Origin of the sequence: Stenotrophomonas sp. SPM (assembly GCF_003105135.1) — a bacterium.
Taxonomy (GTDB): domain Bacteria; phylum Pseudomonadota; class Gammaproteobacteria; order Xanthomonadales; family Xanthomonadaceae; genus Stenotrophomonas.
The window spans coordinates 1-15,464 of sequence record NZ_QETL01000095.1 but is presented as its reverse complement, the minus strand read 5'-3'; the positions used below and the strand labels follow the sequence as shown (position 1 = coordinate 15,464).

The following is a 15,464-nucleotide window of genomic DNA, read 5'->3' as shown; positions in this document are numbered from 1 at the left end:
GCCGGAATGCCGGAACCATGCACTCGTTCACGGATTGCCACGGCAATTGATGACAACGTTGTCCCTACTTGGCCCCGGACTCTCTCCCCGGTCAGCCAGGTACCCCGTCCGCCCCCACCGTCGCCCCTCTCCCGGGCGACGTCCGGACCTGCGTCACGCGCGGCGCCATCCGGCCCGCGCGCCACCGGAAGTCGGAGACACGCCATGTACGACAAGCTTGTGCAGAGTGCCGATGTACGCAGTGCCGAACGTTCCTCCCGCTCACCCCGCCCGCGCCGCCTGGCCTGGCTGCTGGCCCTCGCCGCCGGGGCGGCTGCCCTGCCCGGCCTGGCACAGGCCGCCAGCTGTGCCGGCGTGGCGCAGTGGGACCAGGCCAGGATCTACCGGGCCGGCGACACCCTGCAGAAGGGAGGCGTCCTCTATCGGGCAAACCAGGACATCTGGAACGCACCGCCGGACCATCCGGCCGGCGCGCCCTACTACACCAACCTCGGCGCCTGTGATGGCAGCGGCGTCAACCAGCCGCCCGTGGTCAGCCTGACTTCGCCGGCCAACGGCGCCACCTTCAGCGCCGGCAGCACGGTCACCGTCAGCGCCACGGCCAGCGACCCGGATGGCAGCGTCAGCAAGGTCGAGTTCTTCCGCGATGGCAGCTCGATCGGCGTCGACACCAGCACGCCCTACAGCGCCAGCTGGGCCAACGCCAGCGCCGGCAGCCACACCTTGCGCGCGGTGGCCACCGACAACAACAACGCCACCACAAGCACGCCCACCATCACCATCACCGTCAACGCGGCCAGCGGCGATACCACCGCGCCCAGCGTGCCCGGCGGCCTCGCCGTGGGCACCCGCACCGCCAGCAGCATCGCGCTGAGCTGGAGCCCGTCCACCGACAACACCGGCGGCAGCGGCCTGGCCGGCTACGACGTGTACCGCAACGGCAGCCTGGTCGGCTCGCCATCCAGCGCCAGCTACGTCGATGGTGGCCTGAGCGCCTCGACCACCTACCGCTACCGCGTACGCGCCCGCGACAACGCCGGCAACGCCTCGGCACAGGGCACCGAGCTAAGCGCCACCACGCTGGCCGGTGACGGTGGCGGCACCGGCAAGCGGGTCATCGGCTACTTCACCCAATGGGGCATCTACGGCCGCAACTACCGGGTGAAGAACATCGACAGCAGCGGCTCGGCCGCGCGCCTGACCCACATCAACTACGCCTTCGGCAACGTGCGCAACAACCGCTGCGAAGTGGGCATCACCCAGGCGTCGGACCCCAACACCGGCGCCGGCGGCGATGCGTTCGCCGATTACAGCAAGGCCTTCGGCGCGGGTGAGAGCGTGAGCGGCGGCGCCGATACCTGGGACCAGCCGCTGCGCGGCAACTGGAACCAGCTCAAGCAGCTCAAGGCCAAGTACCCGAACCTGAAGGTGCTGATCTCGCTGGGCGGCTGGACCTGGTCACGCGGCTTCTCCAGCGCAGCACGCCCGGAAAACCGCCAGGCCTTCGTCGCCTCCTGCATCGATGCCTACATCAAGGGCAACCTGCCGGTGACCGACGGTGCCGGGGGTACCGGCGCGGCGCTGGGCGTGTTCGACGGCATCGACATCGACTGGGAATACCCGGTGGCCTGCGGCATCGAATGTGGCAAGCCGGAGGACAACGCCAACTTCACCGCGCTGATGGCCGAGTTCCGCCGCCAGCTCGATGCGGTGCGGCCGGGCCTGCTGCTGACGGTGGCGGTGGGTGCAGGCATCGACAAGATCCGCGTCACCGACCCGGCGGCGTACCACCCGTACCTGGACTACATCAACGTGATGACCTACGACTTCCACGGTGCGTGGGATGCGAAGACCAATCACCAGTCGGCGTTGTTCGATTCGCCGAATGATCCGTCCACCGGCGACCAGAAGCTGTACAACAGCAACGACGCCATCGAGGCCTTCATCAGCCGCGGCGTGCCTGCGGCCAAGCTCAACCTGGGCATCGGCTACTACGGTCGTGGCTGGACCGGGGTGGCCAGCGGCAACAATGGCATGTACCAGACCGCCGGCGGCGCCGCGCCGGGCACCTACGAGGCCGGCATCGAAGACTGGAAGGTGCTGAAGAACCTGGCCTGGCAGGGCTATACCGACAACACCGCCGGTGCCACCTGGATCTACAACGGCAGCACGCTGTGGAGCTTCGACACCCCGGCCAACATCACCCGCAAGATGGGCTATGTGAAAACGCAGGGCCTGGGTGGTGCGTTTGTCTGGGAGTTCAGTGGTGACGATGCGCAGGGCACGCTGACCAAGGCGGTCAGTGATGGCCTGAAATAAGCAAAAACGCCGGGGACGCACCGCGTCCCCGGCTTTCCCCATGGATTCAACATCCGCCGGGCATGGCCCGGCGCTACCCGGCCATCCCACGGTAGTGCGGGGCCATGCCCGGCGACATTACGGTCAGCGCTTGGCGGACAGCTTTTCCAGCGCTGCACGCAGCTGCGCCGGCGGCAGGTAGCCACCCAGCTGGGTGCCATCGGCCGCGAAGATCGCCGGCGTGCCGTTGACGCCCAGCTGCTGGCCCAGCGCGTACTGCATGGCCACCGGGTTGGTGCAGTTCTTCGCCGGCACGCTGTCGCCACGCTTGGCGTTGGTGAGTGCCTGGCGACGATCGGCGGCGCACCAGACCGAGATCATGTCGACGTAGTCCTTGCTGCCCAGGCCCATGCGCGGGAAGGCGAGGTATTCCACCGAAATGCCGTTGCGGTTGAGCTCGGCGATGTCCTGGTGCAGCTTGCGGCAGTAACCGCACTCGATATCGGTGAACACGCTGATGGTGTACTTCGCATTGGGCGCGGCAAACACGATGCGGTCACCGTGGTTGGCCTTGGCCAGCAGGTCGCGGCGGTAGCCGAGCAGCCCTTCGCTGTTGGCCGGGCCCTTGGCCTGGATATCGTAGGGCTGCGACTGGAACAGGTAGCGACCGTCGTCGGACACGTACAGCAGCTGGCCGGACACCAGCACTTCGCGGAAGCCCGGGAACGGCGCCGAGCCGATGTAATCCACCTTGGAGCCGGGGATGAGCGTGGCGAGTGCGGCGCGCACCGTCTGTTCGGAGGCGCCGTTGGCGCCCGGGCTGGCCTTGGCGGCAGCGGCCGTCGGGGCCTTGGCGGCGGGCGGAGCCGGTTGGGCGCAGGCGGTCAGGCTGACCGCGCTGAACAGTGCAGCGATGGCAAATCGGAACATGGGCAATCCGCTGGGAATCAGACCCCGGATTCTGACACAGGCCCGTGTGACGGGCCGCGACCGTGCACACGCCCCGTGTGACGCCCCGTGCGGTCCATTCAGCCGCGTGGGTGGTGCCGCGCGTGCAGCTTCTGCAGGTGTTCGCGCGCCACCAGGGTGTAGATCTGGGTCGTGGACAGTGAACTGTGGCCCAGCAGCATCTGCAGCGCGCGCAGGTCCGCGCCCCGGTTCAACAGGTGCGTGGCGAAGCTGTGGCGCAGGCCGTGCGGGCTGATCCGCGCCGGATCGATGCCGGCCACCTGCGCATGACGCTTGACCAGATGCCAGAACGCCTGCCGGGTCAGCGCATGCAGGCTCGGCTCGATGAACAACGGCGTCTGCCCATCGGCCAGCGCGTGCACCTTGCCCTTGCCCACCAGCTGCGGCCGCGACTGCTGCAGGTAGCGTTCCAGCCAGTGCTGCGATTCCTCGCCCAGCGGCACCAGGCGTTCCTTGCTGCCCTTGCCGGTCACCCGCAGCACGCCCTGGCGCAGGTTGACCGCAGTGGCCGGCAGCAGCACCAGCTCACTCACGCGCAGGCCGGCGGCGTACATCAGTTCCAGCATGGCGCGGTCGCGCAGGCCCAGCGGGCTGTCGATGTCCGGCGCGGCCAGCAGGGCGTCGATCTGGCTTTCGGCCAGCGCCTTGGGCAGCAGCCGGGGCAGCTTGGGCGGGTCCAGCAGCGCGCTGGGGTCTTCGTTGCGCTCGCCGCGGCGCACGCCATCGGCGAAGAACGCGCGCAGCGCCGACAGCAGGCGCGCGTTGCTGCGCGGCGACCAGCCATGGCGGGTGCGCCAAGCCAGGTAATCGAACAGGCCCGGGCGTTCGATGCCGGCCAGGCCGCCCTCGCGGCCATCCATCCAGCGCGCGAGCCCTTCCAGGTCGCGCCGGTAGCTCTCCAGGGTGGCGCGGGCCAGGCCGTTCTCGGCCCAGATCGCATCGAGAAAGCGCTGGATGCGCACCCTGTCGTCGGCGCGCAGTTCCGGCAGTTGGGTGACCAGCTGGCGGCGTTCGGCAGGGGTGGAAATGACGGCCATGCGTGCAGGATACGAGGGCCACTGCGGGCGCGGCCAGCTTTGCGTATGCTCGGCGCATGTCCCGCCCTGCCACCGACACGGCCACTGCGGCCGCCACCGAAACGCCCCGCCCGCGTGCGCTGCTGCCGTGGCGCGTGCTGGCCATGGTCTATGACGCGTTGCCGGTGCTGGCGCTGTGGATGCTGGCCGGCACGCTGTTCACCCTGGCCTACACCTTCAGCGGCCATGCGCAGCGCGAGAACATCGAGCCTTTCAGCGCCTGGCAGTGGCTGCTGTGGGCGGTGTGCTGGGCGGTGACCGGGTGGTACGCCACGGCCAGCTGGCGCCGCGGCGGGCAGACCCTGGGCATGCGGCCGTGGCGGCTGAAGCTCGAATCGCGTGATGGCACGCCGCTGCGGCGCCGCCAGCTGTGGCTGCGCTACGCGGTGGCCACGCTGTCGCTGCTGCTGGGCGGGCTGGGCTTCTGGTGGGCGTGGCTGGACCGGCAGCGACTGACCTGGCACGACCGCGCCAGCGGCACCCGCGTGGTGCGGATGCCGAAGCGCTGAGAAAACCCGCCGGGCATGGCCGGGCGCTACCTGCGCCGGAACAGCCAGCCGGATACCGCCAGCATCACGATGGGTGGCAACGCGTAGGCAATGCGGTAATCGAATTTCAGCGCACCGGCCATGCGCCCGAAGAACAGCTGCAGCAGCCAGAAGCCCAGCGCGAACAGGATGCCCAGGAACAGGCGCTTGCCCATGCCGCCGCTGCGCAGCGAACCGAACGCGAACGGCACGGCGGCCAGGCACAGCGCCAGCACGTTCAACGGGTAGAACCAGCGGCTCCAGTAGATATCCTCGAAATCGCGGGCATCCAGGCCGTTGCGCTCGCGGTATTCGATGCTGGTGCTCAACTCGCTCAACTTCAGGTTGCGCGGCTTGGAGATGCCGGTCGCCAGCGCGCCGGCATCCAGCTTGGAATCCCAAGGCTCGCGTGCGGCTTCCTCGCGGGTCGCGCCACGCTCGGCGAAGGTGTCACGCTTGACCCCGGTGAGCACCCAGCCGTCCTTGTCGTGCTCGGCGGTGGCGGCGTGGGTCAGCGAGGCGATGTTGCCGTCCTCGGCGATGCGGTACAGGCGCACGTCGCGCAGAATCAGCCGTGTGCCCTTGTCACCGACCAGCTGCTCTTCGCCGCTGGCGGCGTTGAGGAAGGTGTCCCCCTCGCGTGCCCACAGGCCCGAATAGCGGGCCGTGGTCGCATTGGTGCCCCACTTGGCGCTCATCTTCAGCGCGTCGGCGCGGTTCTGGCCCCACGGCCCGAGGGTCTCGGCACTGATCACCATCAGGCCGGTCAGCAGCGAAAGGGCAATCGCCACCGAGACACTGAGGCGCTTGCGCGACAGGCCCAGCGCGCGCAGCGCGGTCAGCTCGGAGGTGGCGGCCAGCTGGCCCAGGCCCATCAGTGCGCCGATCACCGCGGCGGTCGGGAAGAAAGTGTAGGCCCGGCGCGGCACGGTGTACAGCACCCAGGCCGCGGCATGGCCCAGCGAATAGCCGTTCTTGCCGATGTCCTTGAACTCACCGGAGAAGGCCATCACCACGTCCAGGCCGGTCAGCACCGCCCAGGTGAGCAGCACGGTGGTGAACACCGCACGGCCCAGGTAGAAATCGAAACGCATCGGTCGCAGCTTCATGCGCGGGCTCCCTTCGGGCGCGCCAGGCGGCCATCGCGGAAATACATCCACAGCGCGAAGCCGAGCAGCGGCAGGGTCAGCCACCACAGGCCGACGGCAGGCGGAATCCTGCCGTTGGCGATCCAGCCACTGCCGATGAACATCAGGTTGGTGCCGACCATGTAGGCCAGCAGGGCCAGCATCATCCGGCCATAGCGCTGCTGGCGCGGCGAGCTGCGGCCCAGCGGCACGGTCAGCAGGGCGAAGGCCAGGGCAATCAGCGGCGGGGCGATGCGGCGGTGCAGCTGGGCCTTGGCCTCGGCGCGGTCGTCACCCAGCAGCTGCAGGGTCGGCATCAGTTCGGGGTCATCCTCGTCCTTGGCCTGGGCACCGTCGGGCAGGGCCACGTCATTGCGGGCGAAGGTGGCCAGGCGGTAGTCCAGCGCGCCGGCCACGGGGCCCTCCACCTGGTGGCCGTCGTCGAGCTCCAGGAAGCGCTGCTGCTTGCCCTCGAAGAACATGCGGCCACCGGCGGCGGAGACCACTTCCAGGCGGTCGTCCTTCTGCCGCTGCAGGAACACCCGGCCCAGTTTGGTGCCATCGGGCGAGATCGAGGACAGGTAGACCACCCCGCCATTGGGCAGCGGGGTGAAGCGGCCCGGCTCCAGGCCGGCCATCAGTACGCTGCGGTTGGCATCCTGGATCATCTGCTCGGCGGTGCGGCCGGCCCAGGGGCCCAGCCACAGCGAGCAGGCGCCGACCAGCAGCACCACCGGCACCACCAGCATCAGCAGCGGCCGCAGCAGGCGCTTGGGCCCCACGCCAATGGCGGTGATGACCGCCATTTCCGAATCGCGGTACAGGCGGGCGATGGACAGCAGCAGGCCCAGCATCAGTGCCAGTGGCAGGATCAGCGGCATGTAGGCGATGAACTGCAGGCCCAGCTGCGAGAACAGCAGCTTGGCCGGCAGCCGTCCGTCGGCGATGTTGCCGAGGATGTCCACCAGCACGCCGCCCACGCTGACCACCAGCAGGACGATCAGGGTAGCCAGGAAACTCTGGACGAAATCGCCCAGCAGGTATCGGTCGAGCTTCAGCATGGGGCGGTGGTTTAAACTCTGGGGTTCGTTCGCGGTGCCGCCCAGTCTACTGTCTGGGCGTAAACGGCCTGCGATTGTACGGACTCGCCAATGGAATCTGCTCAATGGCCCTCGAATTCACCCTGAACCACCTCGCGCCGGCCGCCGCCGGCGTCGACTGCCTGGTCGTCGGCGCCTATGCCGACCACTCCCTGACCCCGGCCGCCCAGGCCCTGGACGCCGCCAGCGGTGGCCGCCTGGCCGCCCTGGCCCAGCGCGGCGACCTGTCCGGCAAGACCGGCGCCACCACCCTGCTGCATGACCTGCCGGGCGTCAGCGCCCCGCGCGTGCTGGTGGTCGGCCTGGGCGAAGCCGCCCGTTTCGGCGTCCCGCAGTACCTGAAGGCCGTCGGCGACGCCGTGCGCGCGCTCAAGGCCGGCGCCGCCCGCAGCGCGCTGTTCACCCTGTCCGAAGTGGCCGTGAAGGACCGCGACGCGGCCTGGGCGATCCGCCAGGCGGTGATCGCCGCCGACCACGCCGCCTACCGCTACACCGCCACCCTGGGCAAGAAGAAGGCCGATGACGCCGGCCTGGCCCAGCTGGCCATCGCCGGTGACGACGCCCAGGCCCTGGCCCAGGGCCAGGCCATCGCTGCCGGAGTCGAGTTCGCCCGCGAGCTGGGCAACCTGCCGCCGAACTACTGCACCCCGGCCTACCTGGCTGAAGTGGGCGTGAAGTTCGCCGGCGAGCACGACGGCGCCGAAGCCGAGATCCTCGATGAGCACCAGATGGAAGCATTGGGCATGGGCTCGCTGCTGGCCGTGGCCCGTGGTTCGGCCAACCGCCCGCGCCTGGTCGTGCTGAAGTGGTCCGGTGGCGGCGACGCCAAGCCGTACGTGCTGGTCGGCAAGGGCATCACCTTCGATACCGGTGGCGTGAACCTGAAGACCCAGGGCGGCATCGAGGAGATGAAGTACGACATGTGCGGTGGCGCCAACGTCATCGGCACCTTCGTCGCCGCCGTGAAGGCCAAGCTGCCGCTGAACCTGGTGGTGGTCGTGCCGGCGGTGGAAAACGCCATCGACGGCAACGCGTACCGTCCGTCCGACGTGATCACCTCGATGTCGGGCAAGACCATCGAAGTCGGCAACACCGACGCCGAAGGCCGCCTGATCCTGTGCGACGCGCTGACCTATGCGCAGCGCTTCGAGCCGGCCGCGCTGGTCGACGTGGCCACCCTGACCGGTGCCTGCATGGTTGCCCTGGGCCACCAGACCGCCGGCCTGATGAGCAAGCACGACGACCTGGCCAACGAGCTGCTGGCCGCCGGCGAGCACGTGTTCGACCGCGCCTGGCGCCTGCCGCTGTGGGATGAGTACCAGCCGATGCTGGATTCCAGCTTCGCTGACGTCTACAACATCGGCGGCCGCTGGGCCGGCGCCATCACCGCCGGCTGCTTCCTGTCGCGCTTCGCCGAAGGCCAGCGCTGGGCCCACCTGGACATCGCCGGCGTGGCCAGCGACGAAGGCAAGCGTGGCATGGCCACCGGCCGCCCGGTCGGCCTGCTGAGCCAGTGGCTACTGGACCAGGTCGCCCGCGCCTGATGCCGTACCTGCCCCTGGCCGGCGCCCGCCGGCCGGGGCATCCTCCGGCCTGCCCCCGCCCGGCACGCCGGGCCCCTGCCCGACCCGGACCCTGCCATGCCCCGCGCTGATTTCTACCTGATCGCCAAGCCCCGTTTCCTGACCGAGCCGCTGCGCCTGGTCTGCGAACTGGCGCGCAAGGCCAACGATGCCGGGCTGCCCGCCCTGGTGCTGGCCCGCGACCAGGCCCAGGCCGAAGAGCTGGACGAACTGCTCTGGTCGTTCGACGAGGATGCCTACATCCCGCACCAGATCGTCGGCGAGGACGTGGACGAGGAAGAGGCCGTGGTGCTGATTTCCATCCCGGGGGACGAGGCGCCGATGCGCCCGCTGGTGATCAACCTGCGCGACGAACCCTGGCTGGGCCAGTGCGAGCGCGTGCTGGAAGTGGTGCCGGCCGACCCGGAAGCGCGCGAACCGCTGCGCGAACGCTGGCGCCAGTACAAGACCGCCGGCTACGACCTGAACAAGCACGACATGTGAGCGCGGCGTGGCCCCCTTGATGGGCCGCCCCACTGCCCTGATCCTTCAACGATTACCTCCTGGTTCCCCCGCATGACCCAACTCGCCTCCAGCTACGACCCGAAGTCCTTCGAGACCGACCTCTACGAGGCCTGGGAGAAGGCCGGCCACTTCAAGCCGTCCGGCAAGGGCGAGCCCTACACCATCCTGCTGCCGCCGCCGAACGTGACCGGCACCCTGCACATGGGCCATGCCTTCCAGCAGACCCTGATGGATGCGCTGGTGCGCTACCACCGCATGCGCGGCTACGACACGCTGTGGCAGGTCGGTACCGACCATGCCGGGATCGCCACCGAAATGGTGGTCAGCCGCAACCTGGCGCTGGAAGGCAAGGGCGAGACCCGCGATTCGCTGGGCCGCGAAGGCTTCATCGGCAAGGTCTGGGAGTGGAAGCAGCAGTCCGGTGACATCATCGAGCGGCAGATGCGCCGCCTGGGCACCTCGGCCGACTGGTCGCGCAGCACCTTCACCATGGACCCGCAGCCGTCCGAAGCGGTGATCGAGGCCTTCGTGCGCTGGCACGAGCAGGGCCTCATCTACCGCGGCCAGCGCCTGGTCAACTGGGATCCGGTGCTGAAGACCGCGATCTCAGACCTGGAAGTGGAGAGCGCCGAGGAAGACGGTTTCCTGTGGTCGATCGCCTACACGCTGGATGAAGGCCTGAGCTACGAGCACGTCGAGCGCGATGCCGACGGCGTGGAAACCCTGCGCGAAACCCGCGATTACCTGGTCGTGGCCACCACCCGCCCGGAAACCCTGCTGGGCGATACCGCGGTGATGGTGCACCCGGAAGACGAGCGCTATGCGCACCTGATCGGCAAGAGCGTGGTGCTGCCGCTGACCGGCCGTCGCGTGCCGGTGATCGCCGATGACTATGTCGATCGCGCGTTCGGCACTGGCGTGGTCAAGGTCACCCCGGCGCACGATTTCAACGATTACCAGGTGGGCGTGCGCCACAGCCTGCCGATGATCAACCTGTTCACACCGGTGGCGGCGCTGAATGAAAACGCGCCCGAACGCTTCCAGGGCATGGACCGCTACGAAGCGCGCAAGGCCGTGCTGGGCGAACTGGAAGACCTGGGCATCCTGGTCGAGACCAAGGCGCACAAGCTGCAGGTGCCGCGCGGCGACCGCACCGGCCAGGTGATCGAGCCCTACCTGACCGACCAGTGGTTCGTGAAGATGGACGAGCTGGCGCGTCGTGGCCTGGAGCTCGTGGAGAACGGTTCGATCGCCTTCGTGCCGCCGAACTGGATCAACACCTACCGCCACTGGATGAACAACATCCAGGACTGGTGCATCAGCCGCCAGCTGTGGTGGGGCCACCGCATTCCGGCGTGGTTCGATGCCGCCACCGGCAGCTGCTACGTCGGCCGCAGCGAAGGCGAAGTGCGCGCAAAGAACAACCTCGGCAGCGACGTGGTGCTGAGCCAGGAAAGCGACGTGCTGGAAACCTGGTTCTCCTCGCAGATCTGGCCGTTCTCCACCCTGGGCTGGCCGAATGCCCAGGCCATGGCCGAGCGTGGCTTCGACCGTTACCTGCCGTCGTCGGTGCTGGTCACCGGTTTCGACATCATCTTCTTCTGGGTGGCCCGCATGATCATGGCCACCGACAATCTGACCGGGAAGATCCCGTTCAAGGACGTTTACTTCACCGGCCTGATCCGCGACGGCCAGGGCCAGAAGATGTCCAAGAGCAAGGGCAACGTGCTTGATCCGCTGGACATCATCGACGGCATCAGCATCGACGACCTGGTCGCCAAGCGCACCGGCGGCCTGATGCAGCCGAAGATGGTGGAGAAGATCGAGAAGGCCACCCGCAAGGAATTCCCGGACGGTATCGCCGCCCACGGTGCCGATGCGCTGCGCTTCACCATCGCCGCGCTGGCCACCCACGGCCGCGACATCAAGTTCGACATGAACCGCGCCGAGGGCTACAAGAACTTCTGCAACAAGCTGTGGAACGCCAGCCGCTTCACCCTGATGAACACCGAGGGTGCCGCGTTCAACGGCGTGCCGCAGCCGCGCACCGATGCCGAGCGCTGGATCCTGGCGCGCCTGGCCGCGGTCTCCGCCGAGGCACAGGGCCACTACGCCAACTACCGCTTCGACCTGCTGGCGCAGTGCCTGTATGAGTTCGCCTGGAACGAGTTCTGCGACTGGTTCCTGGAACTGAGCAAGCCGGCACTGAACGGTGGCGACGCGGCCGACGCCGACAGCACCCGCCACACCCTGCTGTACGTGCTGGAAGCGCTGCTGCGCCTGCTGCACCCGCTCACCCCGTTCATCACTGAACAGCTGTGGCAGCAGCTGGCCCCGCGCCTGGGCCTGGCCGAAACCACGCTGTCGCTGCGCCCGTACCCGACCGCCGACGAGTTCGCCGGTGATTTCGCCCAGGCCGAGGCCGACGTGGAATGGCTGAAGGCCGTGATCAGCGCCGTGCGCCGCGTGCGCAGTGAACTGAACGTGGCCCCGTCCAAGCTGGTGCCGCTGCGCCTTCAGGCCGGCCTCGCACTGGACCGCGTGCGCATCGAACGCTTCAGCGCCTCGCTGTCGTTCCTGCTGAAGCTGGACAGCATCCAGTGGCTGGGCGAAGGCGAAAGCGCCCCGCCGGCCGCCGCCGCGATCGTGGGCGAGCTGAAGCTGCTGGTGCCGCTGGAAGGCCTGGTTGATCTCGACGCCGAGCGTGCGCGCCTGGACAAGGAGATCAAGCGCGTGGAAAGCGAGAAGGAAAAGAGCGAGGCCAAGTTGGCCAAGTTCACCGACAAGGTGCCGCCGGCCGTGGTCGAGCAGGAGCGCGTGCGCCTGGTCGACTGGAACACCCAGCTGGCCGGTCTGCAGGAACAGCGCGCGAAGCTGTAACGCCTGTGGTCCGGGTGCCAACCAAGGTTGGCATCTACCAACGCGGTATCGGAAACGCCGGGCATTGCCCGGCGTTTCCATTCTGCCCCGTGGCATCATCGGGCGATGCCGCTTTCCCTCTTCCTGCTGGTCCTGGCCGCTGCTGCCCTGCATGCCAGCTGGAACGCGATCGTCAAACGCGGGCCGGACAAGTTTCTCGGCACCGTGCTGGTGACCGGCAGCGCCGCGCTGCTGTCGGCTGCCGCCCTGCCCTTCCTGCCCTTCCTGCCCATGCCTGCGGCGGACAGCTGGCCGTGGCTGGCGGCGTCGGTGCTGCTGCAGGTGACCTATTACGGTCTGGTCGCACGCTGCTACCAGCAGGTGGACATGAGCCTGGCCTACCCGCTGATGCGCGGTTGCGCGCCGATCCTGGTCGCATTGGCCGGCAGCCTGTTCGGCCAGTCGTTGCCGCCAGCGGCGTGGCTGGGCGTGGTCCTGGTCAGCACCGGCATCCTGTGCATGGCGCTGGGCGCACGTCGCGGCCAGCTCGGCCTGCCGCTGCTGACGGCGCTGATGATCGCCACCTACACGCTGGTCGATGCACAGGGCGCACGCCAGTCCGGCAGTGCGCTGGCCTATACGCTGTGGCTGTTCCTGCTGTCAGGCCTCCCGCTGCCGGCATGGGCGCTGTACACCCGACGTGGCGCAGTGCTGGCCTACGCGCGCCAGCATTGGCCGCTGGGGCTGGCAGGTGGCTTCGGCACCACCGCGTCCTATGCGATGGCGCTGTGGGCGATGACCCAGGTCCCGGTGGCGATGGTGTCGGCGCTGCGCGAATCGTCGATCCTGTTCGCGCTGCTGATCTCGGTGTTCGTGCTGCGCGAACGCGTGCCACGGGTGCGCTGGCTGGCAGCGGCATTGATCGTGGCTGGCGTGCTGGCGCTGCGTTTGACACCACGGTAGCGCCGGGCCATGCCCGGCGAGCGCAGCGGTAAACCGTCTCCGTTACAGCGGCGGCATCGTCTGCAGGTCGTCGTTGACCAGCTCGATCGCCATCACCAGCGCATCCTCGCGACCGTTGGCGGCCGGGTAATAGCGCGGGCGGCGGCCGATCTCGTTGAACCCTTCGCTGTGGTACAGCGCCAGCGCCGGGGTATTGGACGGCCGCACTTCCAGGAACACGCGCTGCGCGCCGCGGTCAACGGCCAGGCGCACCAGTGCGCGCATCAGCTGCCGGCCGAGGCCGTGCGACTGCTCCAGCGGATCGATGCAGATGTTGAGCACGTGGGCCTCATCGGCGGCCAGGCTCAGCACGCCGTAGCCGATCAGCAGGCCGTCGCGTTCCATTGCCAGGCCGGGGTAGCCGGCGCGCAGGCAGTCGAGGAAGATGCCGCGGGTCCAAGGGTAGGGATAGCCACGCACCTCGATGGCCATCACCGCATTGAGGTCGCTTTCGCGCAGGGCGCGCATCGATACCGGGCCCGGCCGGGCAACCGCGCTCACGGCGCGCCCCGCTTGCGCAGCGCGCGCAGCTGCGGCCACAGCGCACGCTTGGCCTTCGGATCGCGGCGCAGCTGTTCCAGCGGCCAGCTGTCCATCAGGGCCTGCGTGGCCGGGTCATTCGGGTTGCAGCCCGATGCGCGCAGCAGCGCGATCTGCAGGCGGTCAGGCAGGCGTACCGACGGCTGCCGGGCGTTGCCACTGGGCAGCGGCCGCGATGCGGCAGGCGCCGTATCCGGTGCAGCCACCGGGGTGGTCCGTACTGGCGGTGCCGGGCGTTCGTACGGGGCCGGCGCGCGTTCGGTCGGCGCATCAGTCTGGCGTTGCGGCTGCCGTGGCGCTTCACTGCGCGCCGGTGCGGCCGCGGCTTCGGCCTCGGCCACGCTCAGCTGCAGGGCCGCGTCCAGCTCGGCGGCCAGCTGGCCATCGTGGAAGACGGTGTAGCCCATGGCCTGCAGCCAGGCCTGCTGGGCCGGGGACCACAACACGGGCAGGTCCTCGCTCACGCCGCCTCGGGCTTCTTGCGCAGGCGCTGCAGGGCCCACATCACCGGGCCGGACAGCGCGTAGAGGATGCCCACCACGAACAGCACGCGCGGCAGGTCGATGACCGCGATGGCGATGGCAATCGGCACCAGCGCCAGCACCAGGAACGGCACACGGTCGGAACGGGTGCCCTTGGCGGCACCGCCCTTGAAGCTCCAGAAGCGGATGCGGCTGACCATCAGCAGGGCCGCGACCACGGTGACGGCCAGCGCGACGAAGCGCAGCTCGTTGCCATTCCAGCCCAGGCCGCCATCGGCGAAGGCCCAGACGAAGGACATCATCAGGCCGGCCGCGGCCGGGCTGGCCAGGCCGACGAACCAGCGCTTGTCGACCACCGCCACCTGGGTATTGAAGCGGGCCAGGCGCAGCGCCGCGCAGGCGGCATACAGGAAGGCCACCGCCCAGCCGAGGCGGCCGAGCAGTTCGCCATCGTACTTCAGCTCCGATAGTGACCAGTGGTACATCACCAGCGCCGGGGCCATGCCGAAGCTGACCAGGTCGGCCAGCGAGTCGTACTGCACGCCGAACTCGCTGCTGGTGCCGGTCAGGCGCGCGACGCGACCGTCCAGGCCATCCATCACCGCTGCCACGAACACGGCGATGCTGGCATTGACGAAATCGCCATTGGCCGCCGCGATGATCGCGTAGAAGCCGGAAAACAGGCCGGCGGTGGTGAACAGGTTGGGCAGCAGGTAAATCGTGCGCGAACGCGGCGGCGGTGTGATCGGGTCCATGGAATCCAGTTTAATCGACTTGCCAGCCGTCGGCGGCAATGCTGCAATCGGCGTTCTACGCCCATTCTGCGGAGTTTGCCATGCGTGCCTTGTCCTGCCTGGGATGCCTGCTGCTGTTGGCCAGTGCCAACGCGGTGGCCGGACCTGTCTACAAGTGGAAGGATGCCAAGGGCGTGACCCAGTATTCGGAGACGCCGCCGGCCGGGGGCAAATACGAAACCCGGGAGCAGGCCCGCGGCACGCAGCCGGCCGCACCGGCCACCGCCGAGGCCGCGCCGGTACCAGAGCAGTGCAGCACCGCCCGCGCCAACGTGGCCCTGCTGGACGGCAGCGGGGAGGTCATGCAGGACACCGACGGGGACGGCAAGGCCGATACCGCGCTGACGCCGGAGCAGCGCAACGCGCAGAAGGGATTGGCCGAAGCGGCGATCAAGGCCTACTGCCCGCCGGCGGGTTAAGGGGCTTTTTTGGCAGGGCTTGCAGCCCTGCACCTGCTTGCAAGCCAAGGCAGCATCAACGTCAAAAGCTGGTTTCCTGTGGGTTGGCGGGGCGGTGTGGGCTTGCAGGACACGCCGTAAACCCCCCTCCGGGGTCCGGCCCAGCCGCTGGCGGCTGTGCGTTCGGGCGCTTGCGAAGCAGTGC

The 15,464-nt window shown here is 68.7% G+C and carries 14 protein-coding genes; 7 read left to right on the top strand and 7 right to left on the bottom strand.

Annotation, left to right across the window (positions count from 1 at the left end; translation table 11 throughout):
* Nucleotides 1-204 precede the first annotated feature (204 nt).
* On the top strand, nt 205-2,319 hold the full coding sequence (locus DCO49_RS16215) for a glycosyl hydrolase family 18 protein (RefSeq protein ID WP_116864888.1): 2,115 nt from the start codon (nt 205-207) through the stop codon (nt 2,317-2,319).
* 123 nt (nt 2,320-2,442) lie between these two features.
* On the opposite strand, the gene DCO49_RS16210 is transcribed toward DCO49_RS16215, so the two are convergent.
* Nucleotides 2,443-3,228: a DsbC family protein gene (locus DCO49_RS16210; protein ID WP_116864887.1), complete on the bottom strand. Its 786-nt coding sequence runs from the start codon at nt 3,226-3,228 to the stop codon at nt 2,443-2,445.
* 98 nt (nt 3,229-3,326) lie between these two features.
* The gene (gene xerD, locus DCO49_RS16205) at nt 3,327-4,304 is read right to left on the bottom strand and encodes a site-specific tyrosine recombinase XerD (RefSeq protein ID WP_116864886.1); all 978 of its coding nucleotides are present in this window, start codon (nt 4,302-4,304) and stop codon (nt 3,327-3,329) included.
* Between the two features lie 56 nt (nt 4,305-4,360).
* On the opposite strand from xerD, the gene DCO49_RS16200 reads away from it, so the two are divergent.
* Nucleotides 4,361-4,852, top strand: coding sequence for an RDD family protein (locus DCO49_RS16200; protein ID WP_116864885.1), 492 nt, complete (start codon nt 4,361-4,363; stop codon nt 4,850-4,852).
* Between the two features lie 26 nt (nt 4,853-4,878).
* On the opposite strand, the gene lptG is transcribed toward DCO49_RS16200, so the two are convergent.
* On the bottom strand, nt 4,879-5,979 hold the full coding sequence (gene lptG, locus DCO49_RS16195; RefSeq protein ID WP_116864884.1) for an LPS export ABC transporter permease LptG: 1,101 nt from the start codon (nt 5,977-5,979) through the stop codon (nt 4,879-4,881).
* Nucleotides 5,976-7,058 carry an LPS export ABC transporter permease LptF gene (gene lptF / locus DCO49_RS16190; protein ID WP_116864883.1) on the bottom strand — a complete coding sequence of 361 codons (1,083 nt, stop codon included), beginning with the start codon at nt 7,056-7,058 and terminating at the stop codon, nt 5,976-5,978. The genes lptG and lptF overlap by 4 nt, the downstream gene beginning before the upstream one ends.
* 104 nt (nt 7,059-7,162) lie before the next feature.
* Here lptF and DCO49_RS16185 point away from each other — a divergent pair, with 104 nt between their 5' ends.
* The 4 genes from DCO49_RS16185 (at nt 7,163) to DCO49_RS16170 (ending at nt 13,006) form a co-directional block, all read left to right on the top strand.
* Nucleotides 7,163-8,641 carry a leucyl aminopeptidase gene (locus DCO49_RS16185; protein ID WP_116864882.1) on the top strand — a complete coding sequence of 493 codons (1,479 nt, stop codon included), beginning with the start codon at nt 7,163-7,165 and terminating at the stop codon, nt 8,639-8,641.
* 96 nt (nt 8,642-8,737) lie between these two features.
* A complete protein-coding gene (locus tag DCO49_RS16180) occupies nt 8,738-9,163 on the top strand; it encodes a DNA polymerase III subunit chi (RefSeq protein WP_108745936.1) in 426 nt (141 codons plus the stop codon).
* Between the two features lie 72 nt (nt 9,164-9,235).
* Nucleotides 9,236-12,064, top strand: a complete 2,829-nt coding sequence (locus tag DCO49_RS16175) for a valine--tRNA ligase (protein ID WP_116864881.1) — start codon at nt 9,236-9,238, stop codon at nt 12,062-12,064.
* Between the two features lie 105 nt (nt 12,065-12,169).
* Nucleotides 12,170-13,006, top strand: coding sequence for an EamA family transporter (locus tag DCO49_RS16170; RefSeq protein ID WP_116864880.1), 837 nt, complete (start codon nt 12,170-12,172; stop codon nt 13,004-13,006).
* Between the two features lie 42 nt (nt 13,007-13,048).
* On the opposite strand, the gene rimI is transcribed toward DCO49_RS16170, so the two are convergent.
* From rimI to pssA, 3 genes are read right to left on the bottom strand one after another with little or no spacing between them, the layout of a single operon-like run.
* The gene (gene rimI / locus DCO49_RS16165) at nt 13,049-13,546 is read right to left on the bottom strand and encodes a ribosomal protein S18-alanine N-acetyltransferase (protein ID WP_116864890.1); all 498 of its coding nucleotides are present in this window, start codon (nt 13,544-13,546) and stop codon (nt 13,049-13,051) included.
* Nucleotides 13,543-14,049 (bottom strand): hypothetical protein, encoded by a 507-nt coding sequence (locus DCO49_RS16160; protein ID WP_116864879.1) that lies wholly within the window; start codon nt 14,047-14,049, stop codon nt 13,543-13,545. Before DCO49_RS16160 ends, rimI begins: the two co-directional genes overlap by 4 nt.
* The gene (gene pssA, locus DCO49_RS16155) at nt 14,046-14,822 is read right to left on the bottom strand and encodes a CDP-diacylglycerol--serine O-phosphatidyltransferase (RefSeq protein WP_108767665.1); all 777 of its coding nucleotides are present in this window, start codon (nt 14,820-14,822) and stop codon (nt 14,046-14,048) included. Before pssA ends, DCO49_RS16160 begins: the two co-directional genes overlap by 4 nt.
* 80 nt (nt 14,823-14,902) lie before the next feature.
* Between pssA and DCO49_RS16150 the strand changes: the two genes are divergently transcribed.
* On the top strand, nt 14,903-15,280 hold the full coding sequence (locus tag DCO49_RS16150; RefSeq protein WP_116864889.1) for a DUF4124 domain-containing protein: 378 nt from the start codon (nt 14,903-14,905) through the stop codon (nt 15,278-15,280).
* Nucleotides 15,281-15,464: the final 184 nt, after the last annotated feature.

Excerpts from the sequence above, each read along its gene's own strand:
- DCO49_RS16215 (WP_116864888.1), top strand. The coding sequence starts at position 205 with ATGTACGACAAGCTTGTGCAGAGTGCCGATGTACGCAGTGCCGAACGT.
- DCO49_RS16210 (WP_116864887.1), bottom strand. The coding sequence starts at position 3,228 with ATGTTCCGATTTGCCATCGCTGCACTGTTCAGCGCGGTCAGCCTGACC.
- xerD (WP_116864886.1), bottom strand. The coding sequence starts at position 4,304 with ATGGCCGTCATTTCCACCCCTGCCGAACGCCGCCAGCTGGTCACCCAA.
- DCO49_RS16200 (WP_116864885.1), top strand. The coding sequence starts at position 4,361 with ATGTCCCGCCCTGCCACCGACACGGCCACTGCGGCCGCCACCGAAACG.
- lptG (WP_116864884.1), bottom strand. The coding sequence starts at position 5,979 with ATGAAGCTGCGACCGATGCGTTTCGATTTCTACCTGGGCCGTGCGGTG.
- lptF (WP_116864883.1), bottom strand. The coding sequence starts at position 7,058 with ATGCTGAAGCTCGACCGATACCTGCTGGGCGATTTCGTCCAGAGTTTC.
- DCO49_RS16185 (WP_116864882.1), top strand. The coding sequence starts at position 7,163 with ATGGCCCTCGAATTCACCCTGAACCACCTCGCGCCGGCCGCCGCCGGC.
- DCO49_RS16180 (WP_108745936.1), top strand. The coding sequence starts at position 8,738 with ATGCCCCGCGCTGATTTCTACCTGATCGCCAAGCCCCGTTTCCTGACC.
- DCO49_RS16175 (WP_116864881.1), top strand. The coding sequence starts at position 9,236 with ATGACCCAACTCGCCTCCAGCTACGACCCGAAGTCCTTCGAGACCGAC.
- DCO49_RS16170 (WP_116864880.1), top strand. The coding sequence starts at position 12,170 with ATGCCGCTTTCCCTCTTCCTGCTGGTCCTGGCCGCTGCTGCCCTGCAT.
- pssA (WP_108767665.1), bottom strand. The coding sequence starts at position 14,822 with ATGGACCCGATCACACCGCCGCCGCGTTCGCGCACGATTTACCTGCTG.
- DCO49_RS16150 (WP_116864889.1), top strand. The coding sequence starts at position 14,903 with ATGCGTGCCTTGTCCTGCCTGGGATGCCTGCTGCTGTTGGCCAGTGCC.